At 45.2% G+C, this 23,671-nt stretch carries 25 protein-coding genes; 2 read left to right on the top strand and 23 right to left on the bottom strand.

Annotated elements, in window-relative coordinates; translation table 11 throughout:
• Positions 1 to 10: 10 nt before the first annotated feature.
• The 6 genes from KXD37_RS03360 to KXD37_RS03335 all read right to left on the bottom strand — a co-directional run bounded on the left by KXD37_RS03360 (position 11) and on the right by KXD37_RS03335 (position 5,142).
• Positions 11 to 1,150 (bottom strand): acyl-CoA dehydrogenase, encoded by a 1,140-nt coding sequence (locus KXD37_RS03360; RefSeq protein WP_024121994.1) that lies wholly within the window; start codon positions 1,148 to 1,150, stop codon positions 11 to 13.
• A 28-nt stretch (positions 1,151 to 1,178) separates the two neighbouring features.
• On the bottom strand, positions 1,179 to 2,045 hold the full coding sequence (locus tag KXD37_RS03355) for a 3-hydroxybutyryl-CoA dehydrogenase (RefSeq protein WP_254517725.1): 867 nt from the start codon (positions 2,043 to 2,045) through the stop codon (positions 1,179 to 1,181).
• Positions 2,046 to 2,070: 25 nt separating this feature from the next.
• Entirely contained in the window at positions 2,071 to 3,252 is a 1,182-nt protein-coding gene (locus tag KXD37_RS03350) for an acetyl-CoA C-acetyltransferase (protein ID WP_101861016.1), read from the bottom strand.
• A gap of 122 nt (positions 3,253 to 3,374) precedes the next feature.
• Complete coding sequence (locus tag KXD37_RS03345) at positions 3,375 to 4,118, bottom strand: glycerophosphodiester phosphodiesterase (protein ID WP_263463237.1); 744 nt, start codon at positions 4,116 to 4,118, stop codon at positions 3,375 to 3,377.
• Positions 4,119 to 4,207: 89 nt separating this feature from the next.
• On the bottom strand, positions 4,208 to 4,828 hold the full coding sequence (locus tag KXD37_RS03340) for an N-acetylmuramoyl-L-alanine amidase (protein WP_254517731.1): 621 nt from the start codon (positions 4,826 to 4,828) through the stop codon (positions 4,208 to 4,210).
• A 23-nt stretch (positions 4,829 to 4,851) separates the two neighbouring features.
• Positions 4,852 to 5,142, bottom strand: a complete 291-nt coding sequence (locus KXD37_RS03335; RefSeq protein ID WP_024121999.1) for a hypothetical protein — start codon at positions 5,140 to 5,142, stop codon at positions 4,852 to 4,854.
• Between the two features lie 328 nt (positions 5,143 to 5,470).
• Here KXD37_RS03335 and KXD37_RS03330 point away from each other — a divergent pair, with 328 nt between their 5' ends.
• Positions 5,471 to 5,605 carry a hypothetical protein gene (locus tag KXD37_RS03330; protein ID WP_024122000.1) on the top strand — a complete coding sequence of 45 codons (135 nt, stop codon included), beginning with the start codon at positions 5,471 to 5,473 and terminating at the stop codon, positions 5,603 to 5,605.
• A 72-nt stretch (positions 5,606 to 5,677) separates the two neighbouring features.
• Complete coding sequence (locus tag KXD37_RS03325; RefSeq protein WP_127696780.1) at positions 5,678 to 6,796, top strand: NADH-dependent flavin oxidoreductase; 1,119 nt, start codon at positions 5,678 to 5,680, stop codon at positions 6,794 to 6,796.
• Positions 6,797 to 7,375: 579 nt separating this feature from the next.
• Here KXD37_RS03325 and spo0A read toward each other — a convergent pair.
• The 17 genes from spo0A to spoIIIAF all read right to left on the bottom strand — a co-directional run bounded on the left by spo0A (position 7,376) and on the right by spoIIIAF (position 23,659).
• Entirely contained in the window at positions 7,376 to 8,179 is an 804-nt protein-coding gene (spo0A, locus tag KXD37_RS03320) for a sporulation transcription factor Spo0A (protein WP_010334880.1), read from the bottom strand.
• A gap of 275 nt (positions 8,180 to 8,454) precedes the next feature.
• Positions 8,455 to 9,732, bottom strand: coding sequence for a SpoIVB peptidase (gene spoIVB / locus KXD37_RS03315; RefSeq protein ID WP_024122004.1), 1,278 nt, complete (start codon positions 9,730 to 9,732; stop codon positions 8,455 to 8,457).
• A gap of 174 nt (positions 9,733 to 9,906) precedes the next feature.
• Complete coding sequence (recN, locus tag KXD37_RS03310) at positions 9,907 to 11,637, bottom strand: DNA repair protein RecN (RefSeq protein ID WP_069487198.1); 1,731 nt, start codon at positions 11,635 to 11,637, stop codon at positions 9,907 to 9,909.
• Between the two features lie 35 nt (positions 11,638 to 11,672).
• Positions 11,673 to 12,122 carry an arginine repressor ArgR gene (argR, locus tag KXD37_RS03305; RefSeq protein WP_010334883.1) on the bottom strand — a complete coding sequence of 150 codons (450 nt, stop codon included), beginning with the start codon at positions 12,120 to 12,122 and terminating at the stop codon, positions 11,673 to 11,675.
• Positions 12,123 to 12,218: 96 nt separating this feature from the next.
• Positions 12,219 to 13,064, bottom strand: coding sequence for a TlyA family RNA methyltransferase (locus KXD37_RS03300; protein ID WP_255003440.1), 846 nt, complete (start codon positions 13,062 to 13,064; stop codon positions 12,219 to 12,221).
• A complete protein-coding gene (gene dxs / locus KXD37_RS03295; protein ID WP_024122007.1) occupies positions 13,061 to 14,962 on the bottom strand; it encodes a 1-deoxy-D-xylulose-5-phosphate synthase in 1,902 nt (633 codons plus the stop codon). The genes KXD37_RS03300 and dxs overlap by 4 nt, the downstream gene beginning before the upstream one ends.
• Before the next feature lie 177 nt (positions 14,963 to 15,139).
• The gene (locus KXD37_RS03290) at positions 15,140 to 16,030 is read right to left on the bottom strand and encodes a polyprenyl synthetase family protein (RefSeq protein WP_254517734.1); all 891 of its coding nucleotides are present in this window, start codon (positions 16,028 to 16,030) and stop codon (positions 15,140 to 15,142) included.
• Positions 16,020 to 16,274: an exodeoxyribonuclease VII small subunit gene (locus KXD37_RS03285; RefSeq protein WP_024122010.1), complete on the bottom strand. Its 255-nt coding sequence runs from the start codon at positions 16,272 to 16,274 to the stop codon at positions 16,020 to 16,022. The genes KXD37_RS03290 and KXD37_RS03285 overlap by 11 nt, the downstream gene beginning before the upstream one ends.
• Entirely contained in the window at positions 16,271 to 17,617 is a 1,347-nt protein-coding gene (gene xseA / locus KXD37_RS03280) for an exodeoxyribonuclease VII large subunit (RefSeq protein ID WP_024122011.1), read from the bottom strand. Before xseA ends, KXD37_RS03285 begins: the two co-directional genes overlap by 4 nt.
• Positions 17,618 to 17,755: 138 nt before the next feature.
• Entirely contained in the window at positions 17,756 to 18,607 is an 852-nt protein-coding gene (gene folD, locus KXD37_RS03275; RefSeq protein WP_024122012.1) for a bifunctional methylenetetrahydrofolate dehydrogenase/methenyltetrahydrofolate cyclohydrolase FolD, read from the bottom strand.
• Positions 18,608 to 18,618: 11 nt separating this feature from the next.
• A complete protein-coding gene (gene nusB, locus KXD37_RS03270; RefSeq protein ID WP_254517736.1) occupies positions 18,619 to 19,014 on the bottom strand; it encodes a transcription antitermination factor NusB in 396 nt (131 codons plus the stop codon).
• A 264-nt stretch (positions 19,015 to 19,278) separates the two neighbouring features.
• A complete protein-coding gene (gene yqhY, locus KXD37_RS03265; protein ID WP_010334891.1) occupies positions 19,279 to 19,686 on the bottom strand; it encodes a fatty acid biosynthesis protein YqhY in 408 nt (135 codons plus the stop codon).
• 20 nt (positions 19,687 to 19,706) lie between these two features.
• Complete coding sequence (accC, locus tag KXD37_RS03260; RefSeq protein ID WP_010334892.1) at positions 19,707 to 21,059, bottom strand: acetyl-CoA carboxylase biotin carboxylase subunit; 1,353 nt, start codon at positions 21,057 to 21,059, stop codon at positions 19,707 to 19,709.
• 11 nt (positions 21,060 to 21,070) lie between these two features.
• The gene (gene accB / locus KXD37_RS03255; protein ID WP_024122015.1) at positions 21,071 to 21,553 is read right to left on the bottom strand and encodes an acetyl-CoA carboxylase biotin carboxyl carrier protein; all 483 of its coding nucleotides are present in this window, start codon (positions 21,551 to 21,553) and stop codon (positions 21,071 to 21,073) included.
• A gap of 152 nt (positions 21,554 to 21,705) precedes the next feature.
• Positions 21,706 to 22,356: a stage III sporulation ratchet engulfment protein SpoIIIAH gene (gene spoIIIAH, locus KXD37_RS03250; protein WP_024122016.1), complete on the bottom strand. Its 651-nt coding sequence runs from the start codon at positions 22,354 to 22,356 to the stop codon at positions 21,706 to 21,708.
• Positions 22,357 to 23,046 (bottom strand): stage III sporulation protein AG, encoded by a 690-nt coding sequence (gene spoIIIAG, locus KXD37_RS03245; protein WP_101861026.1) that lies wholly within the window; start codon positions 23,044 to 23,046, stop codon positions 22,357 to 22,359.
• On the bottom strand, positions 23,039 to 23,659 hold the full coding sequence (gene spoIIIAF / locus KXD37_RS03240; protein ID WP_044154638.1) for a stage III sporulation protein AF: 621 nt from the start codon (positions 23,657 to 23,659) through the stop codon (positions 23,039 to 23,041). Before spoIIIAF ends, spoIIIAG begins: the two co-directional genes overlap by 8 nt.
• Positions 23,660 to 23,671: the final 12 nt, after the last annotated feature.

The raw sequence follows: 23,671 nt of genomic DNA, 5'->3' as shown, positions 1-23,671 counted from the left end.
TTATTATCTGTCAGATTGCGCCAAGCAGGTGCTTGGAAATAATGAGTCTTTGAATTTCATTTGTACCTTCATAAATTTGTGTTACCTTTGCATCCCTAAGCAGCCGTTCGACCGGATAATCCTTCATATAACCATATCCTCCATAAATCTGGACTGCCTCAAGGGCAGCCTTCACCGCTGAATCGGAAGCAAATTGTTTAGCCATGGACGCTTCCTTTCCGCAGGCCAGGCCGCGGTTATGGAGATCTGCCGCATGATAGACAAGGTGCCTTGCCGCCTCTGCTCTTGTCGCCATATCGGCGAGCTTAAACGATATGCCTTGATTGGCTGCGATAGGCCTGTTGAATTGGACACGCTGTTTCGCGTAAGCAACCGCATATTCTAGGGCAGCCTCTGCGATTCCCAGCGCTTGTGCTGCAATGCCGATGCGCCCCACATTCAGATTCGCCATCGCAATTTTAAATCCATCGCCCTCTTCGCCCAGCAAATTCTCTTCCGGCACTTCCGCATTTTCAAATATCAGCTCTGTTGTATTGGACCCGTGAAGCCCCAGCTTTCTTTCTTTTTTGCCGACTGTAAAACCCGGTGTGTTCTTTTCAACGATAAAAGCCGAAATCCCGCTCCTGTTTTGGCCTGGAGCAGTTAAAGCAAACGTAATATAGAGGTCAGCAGCACCGCCGTTTGTTATGAAAATTTTCGATCCGTTTAAAATATATTTGCCGTTCTTTTTGATTGCTGTGGTGCGAAGGCTCCCGGCATCCGATCCAGAGTAAGGCTCAGTCAGCGCAAATGCACCCAAGTAGTTGCCTGAGGCGAGTTTCGGTATATATTTCACTTTTTGCTCTTCGTTTCCGAAGTACAAAATCGGATTTGTGCCCACTGAGGAATGAACCGAAAGAATGACACCGACCGCCGCGCTGATTTTAGAAATCTCATGAATGGCCAAAATATAAGAAACAACGTCCGCTCCAGCGCCGCCATATTGTTCCGGCACTGGTATTCCCATCAAGCCGTGTTCACCCATTTTCTTCATTAGCTGAAATGGAAATTCATCTGTTTTCTCCATGACCTCCGCAGCAGGAGCAATTTCTTTTCGGGCAAAATCACGCACCATCTTTCGCATCATGACTTGCTCTTGGGTTAAATGCAACTCGGCCACCCCCGGATTGGAATTGACTTCAGGTATTCTTCTCCTCGCCGTAATGATAAAAGCCGCGTCCGCTCTTTTTGCCGAGCCACCCTGCTTTGACGTACTTACGAAGCAGCGGGCAAGGACGGTACTTGGAGTCTCCAAGCCCGGAGTGAAGGACTTCCATTATCGACAAACACGTGTCCAGCCCGATAAAATCAGCTAATTTAAGCGGACCCATCGGGTGATTCATGCCAAGTTTCATGACCTGGTCTATTGCGTTTGGCTCAGCTACCCCCTCATAAAGACAATAGATGGCTTCATTAATCATTGGGAGAAGCACACGGTTGGAGACAAATCCGGGAAAATCATTGACTTTGACCGGCGTTTTCCCCATTTTTTCCGCTAATGCAATAATGGCTGACGCAGTTTCATCTGATGTCGCCAGGCCGCGAATGACTTCAACCAGTTTCATCACAGGAACGGGGTTCATAAAATGCATGCCAATGACATGTTCAGGACGGTTTGTGACAGCTGCAATTTCTGTTATAGGCAAGGAGGATGTATTGCTGGCCAAAAGCGTATGAGCCGGGCAAATATGATCAAGGTTTTTGAACAATTTAGTTTTTGCCGTCATGCTTTCTGCAATTGCTTCAATCACAACATCCGCATGCTGCGCCTCCTCCAGCGCCGGGGAAAGCGAAATACGGCTGATAACAGCCTTCACTTCTGCTTCCGTCTTTCTTCCTTTTTCAGCATCGCGGGTCAAATGCTTTTTTATGTGCTGAACCCCCGTTTCCGCTGCCTCAGGATTTAAATCATACAGCCGCACATAAAAGCCGGCTTCAGCCGCTGTTTGGGCAATTCCGCTTCCCATTTGTCCGGCGCCGGCTACCATGATATGTTTGATTTCCATTCAAATCCCCTTCTCCGTCAATGTTTTAATGAACTTGAACCAAGACAGCGTCTCCCTGAGCCGCCCCGCTGCAAATAGCAGCAATACCCAGTCCGCCTCCCCGGCGCTTTAATTCGTACACAAGTGTCATCAAAATTCTCGCACCGCTAGCGCCGATCGGGTGGCCCAGCGCAATCGCTCCGCCATTCACGTTTACTTTTTCAAGATCAAACCCGACGATTTTTTCACATGTTAATACAACAGAAGCAAATGCTTCATTGACTTCAAAAAGGTCAATATCCTGTAAGGTAAAGCCGGTCTTTTTCAGCAGCTTGTTTATTGCGTATCCCGGAGCAGCCGCAAGCTCATGCGCTTGCATTCCGGCTGTTGAAAAACCAAGAATGGTTGCAAGAGGAGGCTTTCCAAGTTCAGCGGCTTTTTCCTCAGACATTAATACAAATGCACCCGCTCCGTCGTTGACTCCCGGCGCATTGCCGGCTGTAATGGATCCGTCACTCGAGTATATCGGAGATAGTTTCGCAAGCTGATCGAGAGTGGTATCGCGGCGAATCGCTTCATCTTTGTCAACAATGTTTGTTTTTCCTTTCCGGCCAAGCCAGCTGACAGGAACAATTTCTTCATCAAACTTTCCTTCATCAGCCGCCTCGGCCGACCGCTTATGGCTTCGAAGGGCCCATTCATCCTGCTCTTTACGTGAAATTCCATATTCCTTGGCCGCCGTATTTCCGTGAACGGCCATGTGCACTTCATCAAAAGCGCACATTAATCCGTCATAAACCATTAAATCCCTTAGCTCACCGTTACCCATCCGCGCGCCCCAGCGGCCAGCGGGAACAGCATACGGAATATTGCTCATGCTCTCCATGCCTCCGGCAACAAGAATGTCCGCATCATGCGCCCGAATCATTTGGTCACATAGAGTGACAGCGCGGAGGCCGGAGGCGCAAACTTTATTCAGCGTTTCCGATGGCACACTCCAAGGCAATCCGGCTATACGGGCAGCTTGCCGGGAAGGTATCTGGCCCGCACCGGCTTGGACAACCATACCCATGACCGCGCCTTCCGCCTGATCTCCAGAGACTCCGGCACGCTTTAACGCCTCTTTCATAGCAGCGCCCCCGAGTTCAGCAGCTTTTACTTCTTTTAATGCCCCGCCAAATTTACCAAACGGGGTTCTCGCAGCACTTACAATAACTGTTTTCCTCATAGTGTCACCTCAAATCAAAAGATAGACAGCGCTTACATTTCTGGGTGTCTTCTATGAATGTATGCTTTGAAACAGGTATGAATGAATGAAAAAGAAGGCTGCACCGGCAGCCTTCTTGAAAACTAATTTCTTCTATTCAATTTCTTAGCGATGGCAGCAGCCCGCTCAGGAAAATCTGTGAAAATGCCGTCTGCTCTCATTTTCATCAAATACTCCATATCGTCTAGCCGATTGACTGTAAAAGGCCTTACCTTAATCGAACTGTTCCGCATTTGCTCCAGCATTTCATCCGTTACCGCCGGGCTATGCAGCTTTGGGTGGTAGCCGGCTGCCGGAATGGATTTTACATATTGATCAGCCTGATATAGCACATCTGAGGTTAGTACCGCCCGCTCAATATGGGGTGCCAGCCGACCGCATAACGCTAAGCTTTCATGATTAAATGCGGACAGAATCGTTCTTTCTTCTATTTTAAATCGCTTTACTGCCTCAAGCACTTTTTCTTCCATTCCTTCATAGCGGATCACGCTATTTTTCAATTCAATGTTAATCAGAAAATCCTTTTTTTCAGCCCACGAGAGCACGTCTTCAAGCAGCGGCACCCTTACATCGCCGACTGTTTGATGATGACCGGCAGCCGCATCCGCGGATTTCAAGACATCGTACACCGTGTCCTTTACGAAACCTTTTAAGGATGTCGTCCGGTCGAGCCTTTCATCATGAATAACGGCAATACGTCCGTCTTTTGTCAGCTGAACATCAAGCTCGATACCATCCGCTCCGTTTTCAATCCCTTTTTCAAATGCAATCATTGTATTTTCGGGATAATGACCTGATGCCCCCCGATGCGCAAAAATCTTTGTCATTGTTTCACCTCAAGCCTAAAGTTGCCCGTTTTCTCCATTATACTGATTTTGGCCTTGTCACTCTAGAATTAAGGTTTCTTGTACTCAGACTATTGCGCGTAATAAGAATCGATCCCCGCGACAATCGCGTCTGCAGCTTTTTCCTGATATACTTCACTCCCAAGCTTGTCCGCATCAGAGCTGTTTGTAATAAATCCAAGCTCAGCCAGCACACTCGGCATTTTTGAATATGTAATGACATAAAAATCCGATTCTTTCACACCCCTGTCTCTTGTTTGCAAGGATGATACCAGCTCTGACTGAATATCCGATGCAAGCCGCTGACTGTTTTCCGCTTCATAATCAGACTGAAAGTACGTTTCCGTGCCTGAAGCAGAGGAAACGCCTGAATTCACATGAATACTGACAAAAAGATCGGCATGGTTTGCACTTGCTTTTGCCACCCTTTCCTCCAAGGTCAGAAAATGATCATCTGTCCTTGTAGCGACAGGATTTGCTCCTTCCGCTTTCAGCTTGTCCACAACATGACGTGAGACAGCCAAATTAATATTTTTCTCTAAGAGCCCGTTTCCGACTGCCCCGCTGTCTTTGCCGCCATGGCCGGCATCAATATATACCGTCTTCCCTGCTACCGGCTCTGCCGCTTGCGCACAGGGTGCGAGCATAAAAGCCAATCCGCATATCGCTAAACTCCTCCATAACATTCTCAAACGTTTCTCCCTCCGGTCTGTCATTACGAATTCTTTTGCTGAATATCTTCCAGCTGTAAGGTTCCGTTCTCTTTTTTTATATATTTCACCTGGACATTTGTGTGATCTGGCAGATCCTCACAATCATCGCGCTTGTCTCTTGGAACTTGTATCATGGTTTCTTCTCCGTTAAGGGAAACAGCGATTGTATGAGGATCGGCCGAGCCGATGTATTTGCCCTCTTCTGTAAACCTCGGGGCTGATTCATCCGCGCTTGCAATACTGCATCCGGAAAGCAGCAGTACAGTAAACAGAAATAGACCAGCTTGTTTCACATGATCACCTCTTCCTGATGTTTGGCTTTTATCTTTGACCAGAATGGCGGATTTGTAAAGCTTGCACAAAAGCCGGCACAACGTTTCCATGATTTTCAAAAGGGCTATCTGACCTGCTGATTTCCTGTTGTTAGAAAGAAAGCAAGCGGATCTGTCTATGAGGATGTCTCTAAAAGAGCAGCATTTTAGAAAAAATTAGCTGAAAGAAGCAACTTTATATTCATTTTAAAAAAAATTGATGAATACGGTGAGCAGATGGTTTGACGGAAGGGTTGGGCAGGCGTAAGCTTTTAAAGAATATTTACTTTACAGAAAGAAGTTACAGCTCATGAAAAAATTCGTTCTGCTGCTAGCCGCGGCGGTCATCACTTGCTCCATTGGCCATCAAATCAAAGGCGGCTACAAAAGCCCCGAAAAAGAGCGAAGAAAACCACATTCGGCACTCAAGATATTCAGCCGGTGAAGCAGATTGATTGCATCAAATTTTACATATAGGCTAGAATATGTGCGAATCCAAACGAAAGAAGATGATCTTATGAATCCAAAGTACAAACCGCTCTTTGAATCATTTACATTCCGAAGCGGCGTTACGATTGACAACCGGATCGCGGTTGCCCCAATGACCCATTATTCTTCCAATGAGGACGGTACGATTTCTGAAGCGGAGCTGGACTATATCATCCCCCGTTCAAAAGAAATGGGAATGGTGATTACAGCATGCGCAAACGTCACACCTGATGGAAAAGCATTTCCCGGACAGCCAGCCATCCATGACGACTCACATATTGCCGGGCTAAAAAGATTAGCGCAAGCCATTCAAGCACAAGGGTCAAAAGCGATTGTGCAAATTCATCACGGCGGAATTGAATGCCCTGCTGAGCTCGTTCCGAATCAGGATGTTGTCGCGCCAAGCGATGTGTCTGATAACGGCAAACAAATGGCCCGCGCCTTGACAGAAGCAGAGGTTGAAAACATTGTGAAAGCTTTTGGAGAAGCGACAAGACGCGCCATTGAAGCCGGCTTTGACGGTGTCGAAATTCACGGTGCAAACGGCTACTTAATTCAGCAGTTTTATTCCCCAAAAACAAATCAGCGCACAGACCGCTGGGGAGGAAGCGATGAGAAACGATTAGCCTTCCCGCTTGCTATTGTGGATGAGGTGAAACAAGCAATTGCCGATCACGCGAAAGGTGCATTTTTAGTCGGCTACCGCCTGTCTCCGGAAGAGCCAGATACACCGGGGCTGACAATGACAGAAACCTTCACGCTTGTTGATGCCTTAGTAGAAAAAGAACTGGATTACCTCCATATTTCATTGATGGACGTCAACTCCAAAGCGCGCCGCGGGGCAGACCCGACACGTACGCGCATGGACTTATTGAATGAACGTGTCGGACACAAGGTGCCTCTGATTGCTGTTGGTTCCATCCATTCTGCTGATGACGCGCTTGCTGTGATTGAAAACGGTATTCCGCTAGTGGCGATGGGGCGTGAAATTTTAGTTGATCCTGATTGGGCTGTAAAAGTAAAAGAAGGACGCGAAAAACAAATTGAAACTGTGATAAAAGGGACAGACAAAGAAAAATATCACTTGCCTGAGCCGCTATGGCAAGCGATTGTGAACACACCTGGATGGGTTCCTTATAAAGATTAATTTGATGTGACTGCCGGAATGTTTCGGCAGTCTTTTTGATAAAAAAAGACCCTTAGGAAAGGGTCCTTTTCGTCAATCGAATAGTTTGTGCACATATTTAAATGGCAAAATGAGAAGCTGACCAATTCCTTCGGTTAGAAAATCGAACAGCAGTCCGTCACGTTTTCTGTTTTTCTTTTTTCTCCTTTTCATGATATGTCTCCTTTATACCTCAATTGCTCTTTTTGCTACGAACATACAGCGGAAAAGGTTTCAATCCGTTTTTGACTTTCTGTTTCTCATGGTCCAACCAACGAATATACATACGACCATTGCAGCAAATGAAATGAAGTCAATCAGCATACCTATTTTGTGTGACTCCACGATGATGTTTGAATTGACACAAAGCGAAAGGATAAATATAGCCATCAGCAGCCCGTACTTTTCACACATTTTCGATCACTCCAAGCGTATAAACAAATATTCACCCATCTACCGCATTCATTATAACAGATTTATCCAAAAACAAAACGCCTCCTATTTATCAGCGGAAACCAATAAATAAAAGACGTTTGATTTAAGTGCTTTTGCTGATCATGCTTAAGAAGCCTTATGCTCTAATCTCAGCTTATCCGCAACCATCGCAATGAACTCTGAATTTGTAGGTTTTGCCTTCGTCATGCTGACTGTATAGCCGAACAATGAGGAAATGGAATCAATATTCCCTCTGCTCCATGCCACTTCAATCGCGTGGCGGATCGCTCTTTCTACACGGCTAGCGGTTGTGTTGAATTTTTTGGCGATGTCCGGATAGAGGACTTTTGTAATACTGCCGAGCAGTTCGATGTCGTTGTACACCATTGAGATCGCTTCACGCAGATAGAGATAGCCTTTAATATGTGCAGGGACGCCGATTTCATGGATAATGCTTGTGATGCTCGCGTCGAGATTTTTCCTTTTTGGTTCAGGCTGGCTGCTGCGTATAATGCTGCTTTGTGATGACGGCGCGCGATGCGTCACACTGCTGGCATTTCCGCTGACCTGGCGAATATGGCCGACAAGGTTTTCCATATCAAACGGTTTGAGAATAAAGTAGGACGCTCCTAAATCGACGGCCTTTTTCGTGACATCTTCCTGCCCGAAGGCTGTCAGCATGATGACGTTTGGCTGTTTTTTCAGATCGGATTCTCTCAGTCGCTCTAAAACAGCAAGTCCGTCCAAATGCGGCATAATAATATCCAAGACGAGCACATCCGGATCTTTTTCTTTAAATAGCGACAGGCATTCCTGTCCGTTATACGCAACTCCGATGACTTCCATGTCTTCCTGTCCTTCTATATATTCACTCAACAGGCTTACCAGCTCTCGATTATCGTCGGCAACACAAACTTTAATTTTCTCCACGTTTCTTCCTCCCCAAATGTAGTTAACAGGATTCCACCTTGCTACATGTTTACATTCGACAAAACCGCTATATACCCTCTAAAAAAAATCATAACTAACAATAATAGTGGCATATCTTCGTTATTCTATGTTTTTCTCTATTTTTCGACTAAAAATGAAATTTGACAAATAAGGAAACGTGAATTTGTCGAAAAATCTTCTTTTGTTCATTTTAACGTATGTATGATGAGAAGTGAAGAGGGAGAAAAGCAAAAAAACTGCCGGAGATCCGGCAGTCAGCTTGCTTTTTCTTTTCCGTAAATATCGATTCCTGCTTCAGACAGCATCCATTCAATATGCACACCGTAACCGCTTGTCGGGTCGTTGACAAACACATGGGTGACAGCGCCGACGACCTTTCCATTTTGAATGATTGGGCTCCCGCTCATGCCTTGTACAATGCCGCCTGTTTCCTTCAGCAGTCTCGGATCGGTAATTTTTAAGACCATTCCTTTTGTAGCCGGAAATTTTTGCGGTGTCGTGCTGACGATTTCGATATCAAATTTTTCTACTTTATCATCATCAATAACCGTTAAGATTTCCGCAGGCCCTTTTTTCACTTCATTTGAAAAGGCAACCGGCAGCGCCTTATCTGATATTTTGTTTTTAATCGGCTGATGTAACGTGCCGAAGATTCCAAATGGGCTGTTTCTGTTAATGTCCCCGATCGTTTTGCGTTCAGAGGAAAATCGCGCCAGTTTTTCTCCAGGATTTCCGCCTGTCCCTTTTTCAATTGATGTCACAGTCGATTTGACAATTTCTCCATCTTCCACGACGATTGGTTTTTTCGTATCCATATCGGAGATCACGTGGCCAAGCGCTCCGTATTTTTTTGTTTTCGGCTCATAAAAAGTCATCGTGCCGATGCCCGCGGCAGAATCCCTGATATATAAACCGATTCGGTATTTGCCTTCAGCTTCATCCTTTTGAGGAATCAGCTTTGTTTTGATCTTCTGTTTATCACGTTTGATCAGCAAATCAAGTGACTCTCCGGTGTTTCCCGCCTTTTGAATAAACGGGGCAACATCATTCATTTTTTCAATTTTCTGTCCATTCATCTCAATAATAATGTCGCCTGCTGTAATACCTGCCGATTCACCAGGGGATTTTTTCCCTTCGCTTGTGTTAATTTGATGAAATCCGACGACAAGGACTCCCACGGAATGAAGTTTGACACCGATGGATTGCCCGCCCGGTATGACTTTTAAATCCGGAAGAACTTGCACTTTTGTTTTTTTGATTGGAAATCCGGCAAGATCATATACTAATTCTGACTGGCCTGACTTTTTTCCTGTGACTTTGATTTCATGCGGGTCTTTCTCAACTGTAAACGCTTCTGATGATTTTTCCTGGGCGTTTACCGATAAACTCGTTTCAATGGCTTGTGTTTGGGTTTCAAATACTCTCATTTGCGTTGGAATCAGTAAATACTCTTTTAATGGTTTGCATAAACCTACACTTAATAACGAAACAAGGAGAATTAAACCTATTGCTTTTCTGATGTTATCCGGCATTCACTACTTCACTCTCCTCGCTCCTACCCCACACCTTCTTTATGAATTGCTGCTACATCATTACTTTTGCCTTCTCAGCCCTTATTTATAACTGTCTTATAAAGAAAAACATTGGATATACTGATGAACGAATGGATGTGTATACAAAAAAATAAGCTGCGCATATCGCGCAGCTTACCCAGTTGTTTTGACTTGATCCGCTTGTTTTAACAGCTCTTTCGCATGGCGTTTCGTCAAGTCTGTGACTTCGACTCCTGCTATCATGCGTCCGATTTCCGTCACCTTCTCTTGTTTAGTCAGCGGCTTTACACGCGTCGTCGTTCTTCCGTCTTTTAATTCTTTCGCAATGTAAAGATGGGTATCGGCCATGGCTGCTACCTGAGGCAGGTGCGTAATGCATAGCACTTGTGATCCCATCGATACTTTGTGAATCTTTTCAGCAATAGCCTGAGCGACCCTGCCGCTTACGCCTGTATCTACCTCGTCAAATATAATCGAGGTAACGTCCTGCTGTGAGGAAAAAATGCTTTTAATGGCAAGCATGACCCTCGACAGCTCTCCGCCGGAAGCGACTTTAGAAAGAGATTTCAGCGGCTCGCCCGTATTGGTGGAAATTAAAAACTTCACCAGATCAATCCCTTGTTCAGTGAGCTGAACAGGCTGTCCGTTTACGACCGGCGCTTCCTCACCGCGGGTCGCCGTTCTGACCTTAAACTCCGTATCGAAAGTCGACTTTTCCATATATAAGCTTTTCAGTTCACGATGGATTTCCTCAGCCAGCTTTTTCGCCCACGTTTTTCGGATTCGGGAAACGTTTGCCGCTTCCACTGCAACATCTTTACCAACCGAATCCAGCTCCTGCTTCAGGCTTTGCAGATGGCTGTCTCTGTTTTCAATTTGATCAATCTCTTCTTCAATTTTAGAAGCATATTCTAAAATATCCTCAACGGTTGCCCCGTATTTCCGCTTCAGCTGCTTGATCTCATTAAGACGCGTCTCAATAAAATTCAAGCGCTCCGGGTCATATTCAAGCTCATCCAGCATATTTCTCATCTGAAATGTAGCGTCCTCTAAAAGGTAGTAGGAGTTCGAAACACTCTCAGAAAGTTTTTGCAGCGGTTCGTTAATATCGGATAAATCTTCAAGCTGAGACGACGCCATTCCGACCCAGTCCAGACCGCCCTGCTCGCTGCGCAGCGCGTTATAAGCATTTTGCAGTGATTCAAATATTTTCTCAAAATTCGAAATTTGCTGGCGCTCTTCTTGCAGCTGCTCATCTTCGTTCAGTTCAAGCTTTGCTGATTCGATTTCTTCCAGCTGAAATTGAATCAGATCAAGCCGGTGTGCCATTTCCTGCTCACTTTCAGAAAGCTGCTTCAACTTTTTAAGCAGCTTCATATATCGCTGATAGCCTTCCTGATACGCTTGAAGTGCGCTTTCCACTTCGGCTCCCGCAAACTTGTCCAAAAGCTGAAGATGGTTTTCGTCCTCCATTAACAGCTGGTTATCGTGCTGCCCGTGAATATCTAATAAAAGCCTGCCGATTTCTCTAAGCGACGCAATCGTTACAAGTTTGCCATTAACCCGGCATACGCTTTTTCCGTTCGTGCTGATATCCCTTCTCATGACGATCATTTCATCTGAAACGTCAATCCCCTGTTCAGCACAAACGTCAAAAACGGGATGGCCGCTATCTAACAGAAACAGCCCTTCAAGCTCGGCTTTTGTTTCTCCATATCTGACAAATTCAGATGAACCGCGGCCACCGACCAAAAGTGAAATGGCATCTATGATGATGGATTTGCCGGCTCCGGTTTCTCCTGTTAAAACCGTAAGCCCGCGTTCAAAAGAAACCGTCAGTTCCTCAATAATGGCAAAGTTTTTAATCGATAATTCAGCTAACAAACAGCATTACACCTCTTATCTTTGTTAGATTTCCTTTACAGCAGCTCTAGGAGCCGGCTTTTTACGCCGTCGGTATCTTCAGGAGTCCGGCAAATAATTAAAATGGTGTCATCTCCGCAAATGGTCCCCATAATTTCGTCCCAGTCCAGATTGTCCATAAGCGCTCCGATTGCCTGGGCATTGCCCGGCATGGTTTTCAGCACAATCATATGGCTTGCTGAGTCTATTTTCACAAAAGCATCCATCAGTGACCGTTTCAGCTTAGACAGCGGATTGAAACGCTGGTCCGCCGGTAGACTGTATTTATATGAGCCGTTATTTGTCGGCACCTTCACAAGGTGAAGCTCTTTAATATCACGTGAAACCGTGGCTTGTGTCACCTTGTATCCATCCTGCTTCAGCATGTCGACCAATTCATCTTGGGTTTCGATTTCATTGCTTGTAATGATTTCTCTGATTTTGATATGCCTCTGGCCTTTGTTCATGTAAGCACCTCTATTTCCAGCTTATCTGTTCTTATATGGTATATGATTCTCCGCAAAAAGTACATGAATGCAGAAAAAAGGAATAATAGCGCCCTATTATTCCGGTACATCTGCTTTTTTTTCTTTTAACGTCTTATGTGCTTCTTCCACTATACGGCTGATTTCCTCCTCAGGCAAACCTGCACCTTCTTGACCTTCTCCCAGCCAGTGCAAATGAAGGAGAAATTCAATATTTCCGTCTCCTCCCGTAATTGGAGAAAATGACAGGCCTTTGCAGATATAGCCCTCGCCAGCCGAAAAACTGATCATACGCCGCAGAACATCCGCATGCACCTTCGGATCTCTGACAATGCCTTTTTTGCCGACAGATTCCCGGCCTGCTTCAAACTGAGGCTTGACAAGCGCAATACAATCGCTGCCCGGTACAAGCAATGTTTTTAAAACGGGCAGGATCAGCCGAAGTGAAATAAAGGATACATCAATCGTAGCAAACTCCGGCATGCCTTTTGTGAAGTCTGCCGGAGTCGCATAACGGAAATTCGTGCGTTCCATCACGACGACGCGTTCGTCCTGTCTTAGCTTCCACGCAAGCTGATTATAGCCTACATCCACCGCGTACGACTGTTTTGCGCCGTTTTGCAGAGCACAGTCTGTAAAGCCGCCGGTGGAGGAACCGATATCAATCATAATTTTGTCCTGAACAGAGACAGGAAATTCTTTCAGCGCTTTTTCAAGCTTTAAGCCGCCTCTGCTCACATATTTCAGCGGGTTTCCTTTGATGGTCAACGGAAGCTCGCGGTCAATTTTTTCTCCAGGCTTGTCCAAGCGGTTTTCATTCGAATACACGATCCCTGCCATAATGGCCCGTTTCGCTTTTTCCCGCGTTTCCGCAAGCCCTTTTTCCACTAGTAATACATCTAATCGTTCTTTCTTAGCCGTCATGATCCAATTCCTTTATGTGTCTTCGGCGGTGCCAGCAATCGAATTCGGTCTGCCACCTGCTGTTTCGTTAATCCTATTTCTTCAAGAAGCGCCGTTACGCTACCATGTTCTATAAATCGATCCGGTATGCCCATTCTGTCGATCGGCGTATGATACATTCCCTGATCATGAGCGAATTCTAAAACCGCGCTTCCGAATCCGCCTTCTAAGACCGCTTCTTCAATCGTTAGAATCGGCAAGCCTTCATTTAGTATATCCTTCATCATCTTTTCATCAATCGGCTTAATGAATCGCGCGTTGACGACGCGTACGGAAAGGCCTTCTTTTTGCAGCTCTTCAGCAGCTTCAAGCGCCATTTCAATTGTTGTTCCAAATGTTAAGATGACCGCGTCGCTACCCGGACGCAGCACCTCCCACGTGCCGATTGGGATCGTTTTAAGCTGTTCATCCATTTTGACGCCGAGGCCGTTTCCGCGCGGAAAACGCATGGCGATCGGACCGTCGTCATAGCTGAGCGCTGTATGAACCATATGCTGCCCTTCATTTTCATCCTTTGGCATCATTAAGACCATATTTGGAATGTGGCGCATAAATGCGATATCAAATACGCCTTGATGCGTCTCGCCATCTGCACCGACTAATCCGGCACGGTCAATTCCGATAAACACATTGGCGTTTTGACGGCAGATGTCATGAACAACCTGGTCATATGCACGCTGCAGGAACGTTGAATAGATAGCAAGAAACGGCTTCATCCCTTGTAATGCCATAGCGGCTGCCATTGTAGCGGCATGCTGCTCTGCAATTCCGACATCGAACATTCGGTCAGGAAATTCCTGCGCAAAGCCTTCAAGCTTCGAACCGACAGGCATTGCCGGTGTTATCGCCACGATTCGCCCGTCCTCACGTGCCATTCGCTGTACTGTGCCGCTGACAAGGCTGCTCCATGCAGGCGCTGCGGCTTTTGGTTTTACAAAGTCACCTGTATTAATTTTATATGGGCCGGTTCCGTGCCACGTACCGGTCGTATCGGTTTCAGCAGGTTTGTACCCTTTTCCTTTTTTGGTGATCACATGCAGCAGGACAGGGCCTTTTGTTTTTTTAGCGTATTGAAGATTCTCAATCAGCTCATGATAAGAGTGTCCGTCCACAGGGCCTAAATAAGTAAATCCGAGTTCCTCGAAAAACATGCCTGAGACAAGCATATACTTCAGGCTGTCTTTGACACGTTCTGCCGTGGCGGCAAGCTTGCCCCCAACAGCCGGAATCTTCTTAAACAGGTATTCAAGTTCATCTTTCACCCATTGGTATTTCCCGGCTGTTCGCAGCCGTCCGAGCATGGAATGAATAGCACCGACATTCGGAGCGATACTCATTTCATTATCGTTGAGGATAACAATCATGTCTTTTTTCTCGTCACCGATATGGTTCAGCGCTTCAAGCGCCATTCCGCCGGTCAGCGCACCATCACCGATAATCGGAATGATAAACTCATCCGTTCCTTTAATATCGCGAGCGGCCGCCATCCCCATCGCACCTGACAAGGAAGTTGAACTGTGACCGGTTTCCCATACGTCATGTTCGCTTTCGCTCCGCTTCGGGAATCCGCAAAGCCCTTTATACTGACGAAGGGTCTCAAATTCTTTTCCCCGTCCCGTCAGCAGCTTATGGACATAAGACTGATGGCCTACATCCCACAAAAACTTGTCTTTCGGGCTGTTAAATTCCTTATGCAATGCAACGGTAAGCTCAACGACACCCAAATTAGGGCCAATGTGACCGCCAGAAGCCGATAAAGTCGTAATCAGAAACTGACGGATTTCATCACTTAATTTCTCTAATTCATCAATGGACATGTTTTTTAAAAACGACGGGTCCTGTATTGATAAAAGATCCAAAGCGGATCAACTCACTTTCAGCATGAATTTCTGCATTGATATATGTCTTAAATGCCGAGCTGAACTCAGATCATTTCTCAGGCATAAAAAAAGACAAACGCGCTCTTCCTTTTGATTTTCATCGAAACTGCTTACATTTTACCATATGTCGTGCAGCCGCTTCAAATAAGGATCGTTTTAGTGGTCTCTTGCCGCAATTAAATCACAAAGCTCATACAAAAGGTCTTTTTGAAGAGAGAGCCCGTCGATCAAGCGCTTTGCTTCTTTTATGTGACCGTCCAATTTCTTTTTGGCCCCTTCCAGTGACAGAAGTGACGGATAAGTCGATTTGTCGTTCGTTGTATCCGAGCCGACACGTTTGCCGATTTTCTCTTCACTGCCTTCTACATCTAAAATGTCGTCTCTGATTTGAAAACCGATTCCAATGTGGCTGCTGAAGACGCGCAATGTTTCAATTTCTTCCTCAGGCGCATCCGCCAAAATAGCGCCGGCGATGACGCCAAAACCGAGCAGTTTGGCTGTTTTCCGTTCATGAATGGATTCAAGTTCTTCAAGCGTGACCTGACGGTTTTCTGCTTCCATATCGGCGATCTGCCCCCCGACCATGCCCTCGGTTCCCGCTGCTGAAATCAGTTCATTCACAAGACGAAGCCGCTTTTCTGCGGATACTTCGTCTGACACATATGATGTAATCAGCTTAAAGCTTTCCGTAAGCAGCCCGTCTCCCGCTAAAACAGCCGTGGCTTCACCAAATACTTTATGGTTTGTCGGCTTTCCGCGGCGCAGATCATCATCATCCATGCAAGGCAGATCATCATGAATTAATGAATACGTGTGAATCATTTCAACAGCGCACCCGACTGGGATACCGTCTTTTTCACTTTTTCCGTACGCATTCAAAACCGTCAGCACGATGAGAGGCCGCAGCCGTTTCCCTCCGGCCTCAAGGGAATACAGCATAGATTTTTTTAATGAATCCGGGATATTAAGGTTTTCTGTATATACAAAGAGCTGTTTTTCAACCGCTTTTTTACGCTCCGCCAGAAAGCTAGCTAATTTATTTGTCACCTTCGTCTTCCTCCTGAACACTAAAAGGTGCCAGTTCGCCGTCTTCTTTTAAAATGAAGTCCATTTGCTTTTCTACTTTTTGAAGCTTTTCATGGCACATTTTTGAAAGAGCCATTCCTTCTTGAAAGTAGTTAATTGCTTGCTCCAGAGGCACATCGCCTTCTTCAAGCTTTGATACAATGCTTTCTAAGCCTTTCATCGCTTCTTCAAACGTCATGCTTTCATTTTTTTTCATGTCTGTCATTTTTCTTCCCCTCTCTTATTTAATACTTCACAGGTCAGCACGCCATCCTTCAGCTTTACCTCAAGCTGGTCTTTCTCTTCTATCTGACTGACGCTTTTTATGAGTTCATCTTCTTTATAAGCCAAGCTGTATCCTCTTTCCATAATTTGAAGGGGACTTAGCGCGTTCAGCTTGCCAAGAACGGTTTGAAACTGAGAATGCAGCTGCTTCATTTGGATATTCATATTTTTTTTCAGCTGATTCGTCTGATCCTCATACCGTTTTCTCGCCTGTTTCAGCTGTTCATGGGGATGCAGCGCCTCTAATCTGTATGTTTCGCGCTCAAGCTGTCTGCTTTTCCGGTCCAACAGCGCGGTAAGCTGAGCTTGAAACTGCTGGTATGCAAGGTCAAACTGCTGCTCTTTTTGCTCAAACAGCCGCTTAGGAAAGCGAAATGCATATGAGGATTGAAGTGTTTGAACCCGTTCTTTTTTTTGGATGAGATGCTGCTGCATCGCTCTTGTCATTCTGACTTCCGCCGTTTTCGTCCGTTCAATTAAATCAGTGGTATGGGGCACTGCAATCTCAGCTGCTCCTGTAGGTGTCGCCGCTCTGATATCCGCAACAAAATCACTGATGGTAAAATCCGTCTCATGCCCGACTGCCGAAATGATCGGTATGTTGGAAGCAAAGATCGCACGCGCTACGATTTCTTCGTTAAACGCCCACAGTTCCTCAATCGATCCGCCGCCTCTTCCGACAATTAATACGTCGCACGCCTGTTTTTCATTCGCCTCTTCAATGCGCCTAACGATTGATCTGCTCGCATTTTCACCCTGAACGAGCGCTGGAAGAACAATGACTTTTACAAGGGGATATCTTCTTTTTAGAGTTGTAATGACATCTCTGACAGCAGCACCTGTGGGTGATGTCACAACCCCGATTGTGGCTGGAAATGCGGGGATTTGTTTTTTGTAGCGTTCGTCAAATAAACCTTCTCCGGCTAGCTTCTTTTTTAATTCTTCATACGCTAAATAAAGCGCTCCGACCCCGTCAGGCTGCATTTCTTTTGCATATAATTGATAGTTTCCGCTCGGTTCGTATACGGAAATTCCGCCTCTCACCAGCACTTTCATACCGTTTTCAGGTTTAAAAGGAAGACGCTCGCTCTGTCTGGCGAACATGACCGACTGCATCCGGGCGTTTTCGTCTTTTAACGTGAAGTAAATATGGCCTCTCGTGTGTATCTTTACATTCGATAATTCGCCTTTAATCCAAATATTTTCAAGGTGAGGATCTACATCGAATTTTCGTTTTATATACTTTGTCAGCGCTGAGACAGTAACATACGCTGTTTCACCCATGTCTCAAACTCCTCTCGTAAGCATTCCTGCACCATAACTAAAGAAAACCCGCTCTGGCTTAAGGAGCCTGAAGAAGCGGGTATCGTGCTCATTATCCAGAGGCAGGGTTTTAGCCTGTCTCTGAATATCTCCAAAGATCTATGATAACGTACGTTTCGCAGATTTAACAGTATTATGCGCAAGCATCGTGATGGTCATAGGACCGACTCCGCCCGGAACAGGTGTAATAAAGGATGCTTTTTCCTTCGCACCTTCAAACTCAACGTCTCCGCAAAGCTTTCCGCTTTCCAAACGGTTAACGCCGACGTCAATAACGATGGCGCCTTCCTTCATCTGGTCAGCAGTGATGAAGTTGGCTTTACCGACCGCCACCACCAGGATGTCCGCTTTTTTCGTATGTTCAGATATATCTTTTGTTCTTGAATGACAGTATGTCACTGTCGCGTTTTCATTTAATAAAAGCTGGCCGACAGGTTTACCGACAATATTGCTTCGGCCGACTACAACAACCTCTTTACCGGAAAGGTCAATATTGGTTTTCTTCAAAAGCTCAACAATTCCGTGCGGCGTGCAAGGAAGAAATGTATCTTCGCCAAGCAGCATTTTCCCTACATTTAACGGATGAAAACCGTCTACATCCTTATCAGGAGAAATACGTTCAATCACCGCTTTTTCAGAAATATGGTCTGGAAGCGGAAGCTGAACGAGAATTCCGTGAAACTCAGGGTCTTCATTGTATTTGTCAATAATCGAAAGCAGTTCAGCTTCTGTGAGGCTGCTGTCGAATTGATCAAGCTTAAAATTCATGCCCATTGTTTCTGCTGCTTTTTTCTTTCCCCGCACGTAAGAATGAGAAGCTGGGTCATCTCCAATCAAAATAACCGCCAGGCCGGGAGTGACGCCTTGCTTTTTAAGCTCTTCTACCTCTTTTGCCAATTGTTCGCGTTTTTCTTTTGCCGTTTCTTTTCCGTCGATGATTGTTGCAGTCATTTTCTTTCCTCCTATGATTGTTCAATATCAGATTTAATGTTAGAAAGAACCCCGTTTACAAATTTTGTCGCTTTGTCATCACCAAACCGTTTCGCCAGCTCAATCGCTTCGTTCATGGAGACATTTACCGGAATGTCTTCGGCATATGCCATTTCGTATGCTGCCAGACGCAAAATAGCACGGTCAACATTGGCAATCCGGTCAAGCTTCCAATTCACCAGATGTTTCGAAATCATTTCATCCAGCTGAACCTGGTGTTCAAGTACACCGTATACAAGCTTTTCAAAGAAAGGATCTGTCTTTTCTTCATCTAATGCGTGTTCAATGGCTTCATTCACTGCAATATCGCTGACATCAATTTGAAATAGTACCTGCAAAGCTTTTTCTCTTGCTGTTCTTCTTTTCATTTTCTTTCTCCTTTGATCCTCTTTATCCGCTTGTCGTTAAGCCATAAAGAGATCATAACATATTTTTTTCGTATCCGCATATTGAAATCAAGGTTTTTCGACCCTATTACCGAATATTTTTACACACCTTCATATGATCATTCGGATTTCACGATCATGAAGAAACTCGGCTGCCTCGAGCCGGCTTTCTTCATGCTTTGAAATAAAGGGTAACGTGTAAAAAAACCAAAGGGCCGCCCTCCCCTTGGTTTTCTGTTAAGCCATTTACATTTCTTCGTCGATTTCGACTTCCTGGGCTTTTGTGTCAAATTGAATGCCGACGATGTGAATATTGATCTCGTTAATTGAAAGAGACGTCATATTTAATAAGGTTTGACGAATGTTTTCCTGAACGGCCGCTGCGACTTTCGGAATGGAAACGCCGAATGCGACAACACAGTAGACATCAATCGTAATTCCGTCATCCGCCAAGTCGACTTTTACGCCTTTGCCGTGGTTTACTTTGCCGAAGCGCTCGACGACGCCTGTCGCAAAGTTCCCGCGCATTTCAGCAACACCGTCAACTTCTGAAGCTGCGATACCGGCAATCACCTCAATGACTTCCGGCGCGATCTCAACCTTACCTAAATGCGTGTCTTCATGATCCATTTTAAGCAAGCTGTTGTCTTTCATTCAATTCACCTCCGTAAAAATTATGAGCCCATTACATCATATGTTTCTAAAAACTTCGTATTAAACTCTCCGCTGACAAATGTTTCGTGTTCAAGCAGTTTGATGTGGAACGGGATTGTTGTTTCTATGCCTTCGATGACGAATTCGCTTAATGCGCGCTTCATGCGGGCAACCGCTTCATCTCTCGTTTTTCCGTATGTGATTACTTTCGCAATCATGCTGTCGTAGTACGGAGGGATGGTATAGCCCGGATACGCGGCTGAATCTACACGGACACCTAAACCGCCCGGCGGCAGATACATTTTAATTTCACCAGGTGACGGCATGAAGTTTTTGCTTGGGTTTTCCGCATTAATTCGGCATTCGATGGCCCAGCCTTCAAATACAACATCTTCTTGCTTGAGGCTGAGTTCCATTCCTGATGCGACTCTGATTTGTTCCTTAATCAGGTCTGTTCCTGTCACCATTTCTGTGACCGGGTGCTCTACTTGAATTCTTGTGTTCATTTCCATGAAGTAGTAGCGCTGTTCTCTGTAGTCATAAATAAATTCAACTGTGCCCGCGCCTGTGTAGCCAACTGCTTTTGCAGCCTTAACCGCTGCTTCACCCATCTGCTCTCTGATTTCTGAATCAAGCGCAGGAGATGGTGACTCTTCCAAAAGCTTTTGAAGGCGTCTTTGAATCGAGCAGTCGCGTTCGCCCAAATGAATGGTATTTCCATAATTATCGGCAAGCACTTGGATCTCAACATGACGAAAATCCTCTATGTATTTTTCGATGTAAACTCCAGGATTTCCAAATGCAGTTGCAGCTTCCTGCTGAGTAATCTTAATGCCGTTAATCAATTCCTCTTCGGTGCGCGCAACCCTGATTCCTTTTCCGCCTCCGCCTGCGGTGGCTTTTATAATTACAGGATACCCAATTTCATTAGCCAGCGAAACCGCTTCTTCCACATTTTCTATAATTCCTTGTGAACCTGGAACGATCGGCACGCCCGCCTGTTTCATCGTCTCCCGCGCAACGTCTTTTGTTCCCATTTTTGAAATGGCCTCAGCGCTAGGTCCGACAAACGTGACATTCACTTCTTCACATAATTCCGCGAAGTCGGCGTTTTCAGCTAAAAATCCGTATCCCGGATGGATAGCATCTGTGCCGGTAAGCTTGGCGACACTTACGATATTTGTAACGTTTAGATAGCTGTCTTTTGATGCTTTCGGTCCGATACAAAAAGCCTCATCAGCCATTTGCACATGCAGGGCATCTTTATCAGCTTCTGAATAAACAGCGACAGTCTCAATGCCGAGCTCTTTGCAGGCTCTGATGATTCTGACAGCAATTTCTCCTCTGTTGGCGATCAATAGCTTTTTTATCATGTTAAGTCTCCTTACTCTGCTTTTACAAGAAATAGAGGTTGTCCATACTCAACCAACTGGCCGTTTTCAACTAATACTTCAACGATTTCGCCTTTTACTTCCGCTTCGATTTCGTTGAATAGCTTCATTGCTTCCACAATGCAGACAACTGTGTTTTCATTTACTTTAGAGCCTGCAGTTACATAAGGACCGGCTTCCGGTGATGAAGAAGCATAAAATGTTCCCACCATCGGCGATTTGATTTGATGCAGGTTTTCATCTTGTTTCGGCGCCTCTTGTGCAGGTGCCGGCGCTGCTTGCTGCGCTTGAGGCTGTGCCGTTTGCGGAGCCGCTGCTTGTACAGGTGCTGCCGGTGCTTGCTGCATCACTTGCACAGTACCCGCTTCGTGTTTTTTCAGTTTTAGGGAAACACCTTCATTTTCATATACGAATTCATCAATTGAAGATTCGTCAATTGTTTTAATCAGCTCATGGATTTCTTTAATGTTTAACATTCCATCGCACTCCTATGTATTGAAATTTCTTTTTTATAGGTTACTACTAAAAGTACATACTATGTTTATCTTACAGGAGCGGACTTTTGAATTCAACTCTAATATGATTGGCATGCAAAAAGCCCGCGTTTCGGCGGGCGGTTGTTCATTAACTATTTGGAAGGCTCAAATGTGACAGCAACGTCTTTCATCGTTTTAATTTCTTTGGCAACAAGGTCTATGATGGCTGTAGCTTTAGATTTGGAGTGTTTGTCAGACTTGACCGTGATGTTGATTTTGTCTCCTTCCGCATTTACGAGGGCATCTTCATAGCCTTGTGTTTTAATCAGTGTTTCAAGCTGTTTTTCTGTTCCTTCCGCTTCACTGAGGGCTGTCATTTTATCATATGCTTCGCTCTTTTCCTTTGCTGTTGCATCGTCGCTGGATACGATCGCATTCAGTTCTTCCCTTTCCTTGCTTCTGGCATCCTCTAAATCAAGGCGGTACGTTGTGAAGAGATCATCATCGGCGGTTTCGGTCACAACTGTTCCTTTTTCACTCGCTTCAGCGGAAGTTTCTTTGTCTGATGAAGAATCTTTCGTACCCTTTGTTCCGTCTTCTTTCTCTGTTTCAGCACCGTTTTTTTCCTTTGTGTCTTCCTTGGCAGGTGTTTTTTCAGTTGCTACCTCACCGCTGTCTGACGGGCTTTTTTCACTTTGCATCTGCACCGCGTTTTTACTTTCCGGTGACATGATATAATAAACACTTAACACCACAACAAGACTGAGCATTGTTAACAGCCAAACGGTTTGTTTTTTGAGCATTTATGAATCCTCCTTTATTTTTTTAGGGGCAACCGCAACCCGGTGGCTTGGAACATCCAGGACCCGTGTCACCGCTTCAATAATGGTTTGTTTTATTTGAACGTTGTCCACTCCTTGAGCAACAACGAGTACACCGCGTATATCAGGTTTTTTCGTTTGAACGACAACAGGGGTTTCTTTATCCCCATTCCTGATCATGACGATTTCTTCCTCTGATGTTTGATCCGTCACACTTCTAGTTCCGCCTTCTTTGTCTGTTTCCTCAGTTGTTGTATTTTTGCTTGATTTGTTTTTTTCATAAACCTTCAGTGACGTTGCGTCTACATTGACCACAACCGAGACATCCTCCACGCCGATAATGGTTTCAAGAATTTCCTTCAGCTGGTTTTCATATTCTTTTTCATAATCGCCAATAGAGTTTTTAGGATCATCAGATTTAGAGGCTTTAAACACTTCAGCTGTTTTCTCTTTGCTGTCCGCCGCATCAGCTGATGCCGGTGCTGTTATGGTCTGGGCGTTTTCCGTTTTCTCCGGTGAAGAAAAGAGCTGGCTGACAAGCATAAAGGAGACGCCGAGAACAAAAACGAACAGAAAGTAATGATATTTGGTCAGCTTCGGTTTTTCGCCGTCCTTCGATTGCCCCGGAAGAAACTGCTTTTTCAATACGTTCCATAATCCGTTTTTATTCATTGCCGATCCTCTCCCCGCCTTCCATATGAACCGTAATTTTCTCACTGCCGATTTCCCAAATGTCCGCAAGCTTTGTCTCAATCTGTTTAGCTTCTTTTTGTTCCGCTTTTTCTTTCGTGACGTATGCATGATCCGTATTAATGTCGATCGGCGCGACCGTTTGGACCGTTTTTTCAGAAGACGGGGCCATATACACGCTGATTGTTTTGATATCCTCTTCTGAATCTACTTTTTCTCCTGCCGTGATCTTGATTTGGTCTACTTTATATTCGTCATGACTGAACATCTCCTCCGCTTTCTTTTTTAGTTGGACAGCCATTTCTTCTAAAATATATGCGCGCTGGGAAGCTTGTATTTCTATTTTTTTTGAATTGATCTGATTTTTTATTTCGGCAGATTCCGATTGCCCGTTTTTTGTGAGGTATTCAAAGATGACTTCGGGGTCTGTTTTGAAAAGCTTAAAGATTGGAGTAAGCATGACGACGATCAGCAGCAGGCTGACTACCATTTTTGCGTACTTTTGCATGCTGGAGCTCGGCAGCAGCATATCAATAACGATTGCAAATAGGATAAATAAGACGATGCTGGTAAGCCATTCAGTTAAAAAACTCATCCGTCAGCCTCC

The sequence above is a fragment of the Bacillus sp. XT-2 genome (genome assembly GCF_025696525.1).
GTDB lineage: Bacteria > Bacillota > Bacilli > Bacillales > Bacillaceae > Bacillus > Bacillus halotolerans.
This window is presented reverse-complemented; position numbering and strand designations above follow the sequence as displayed.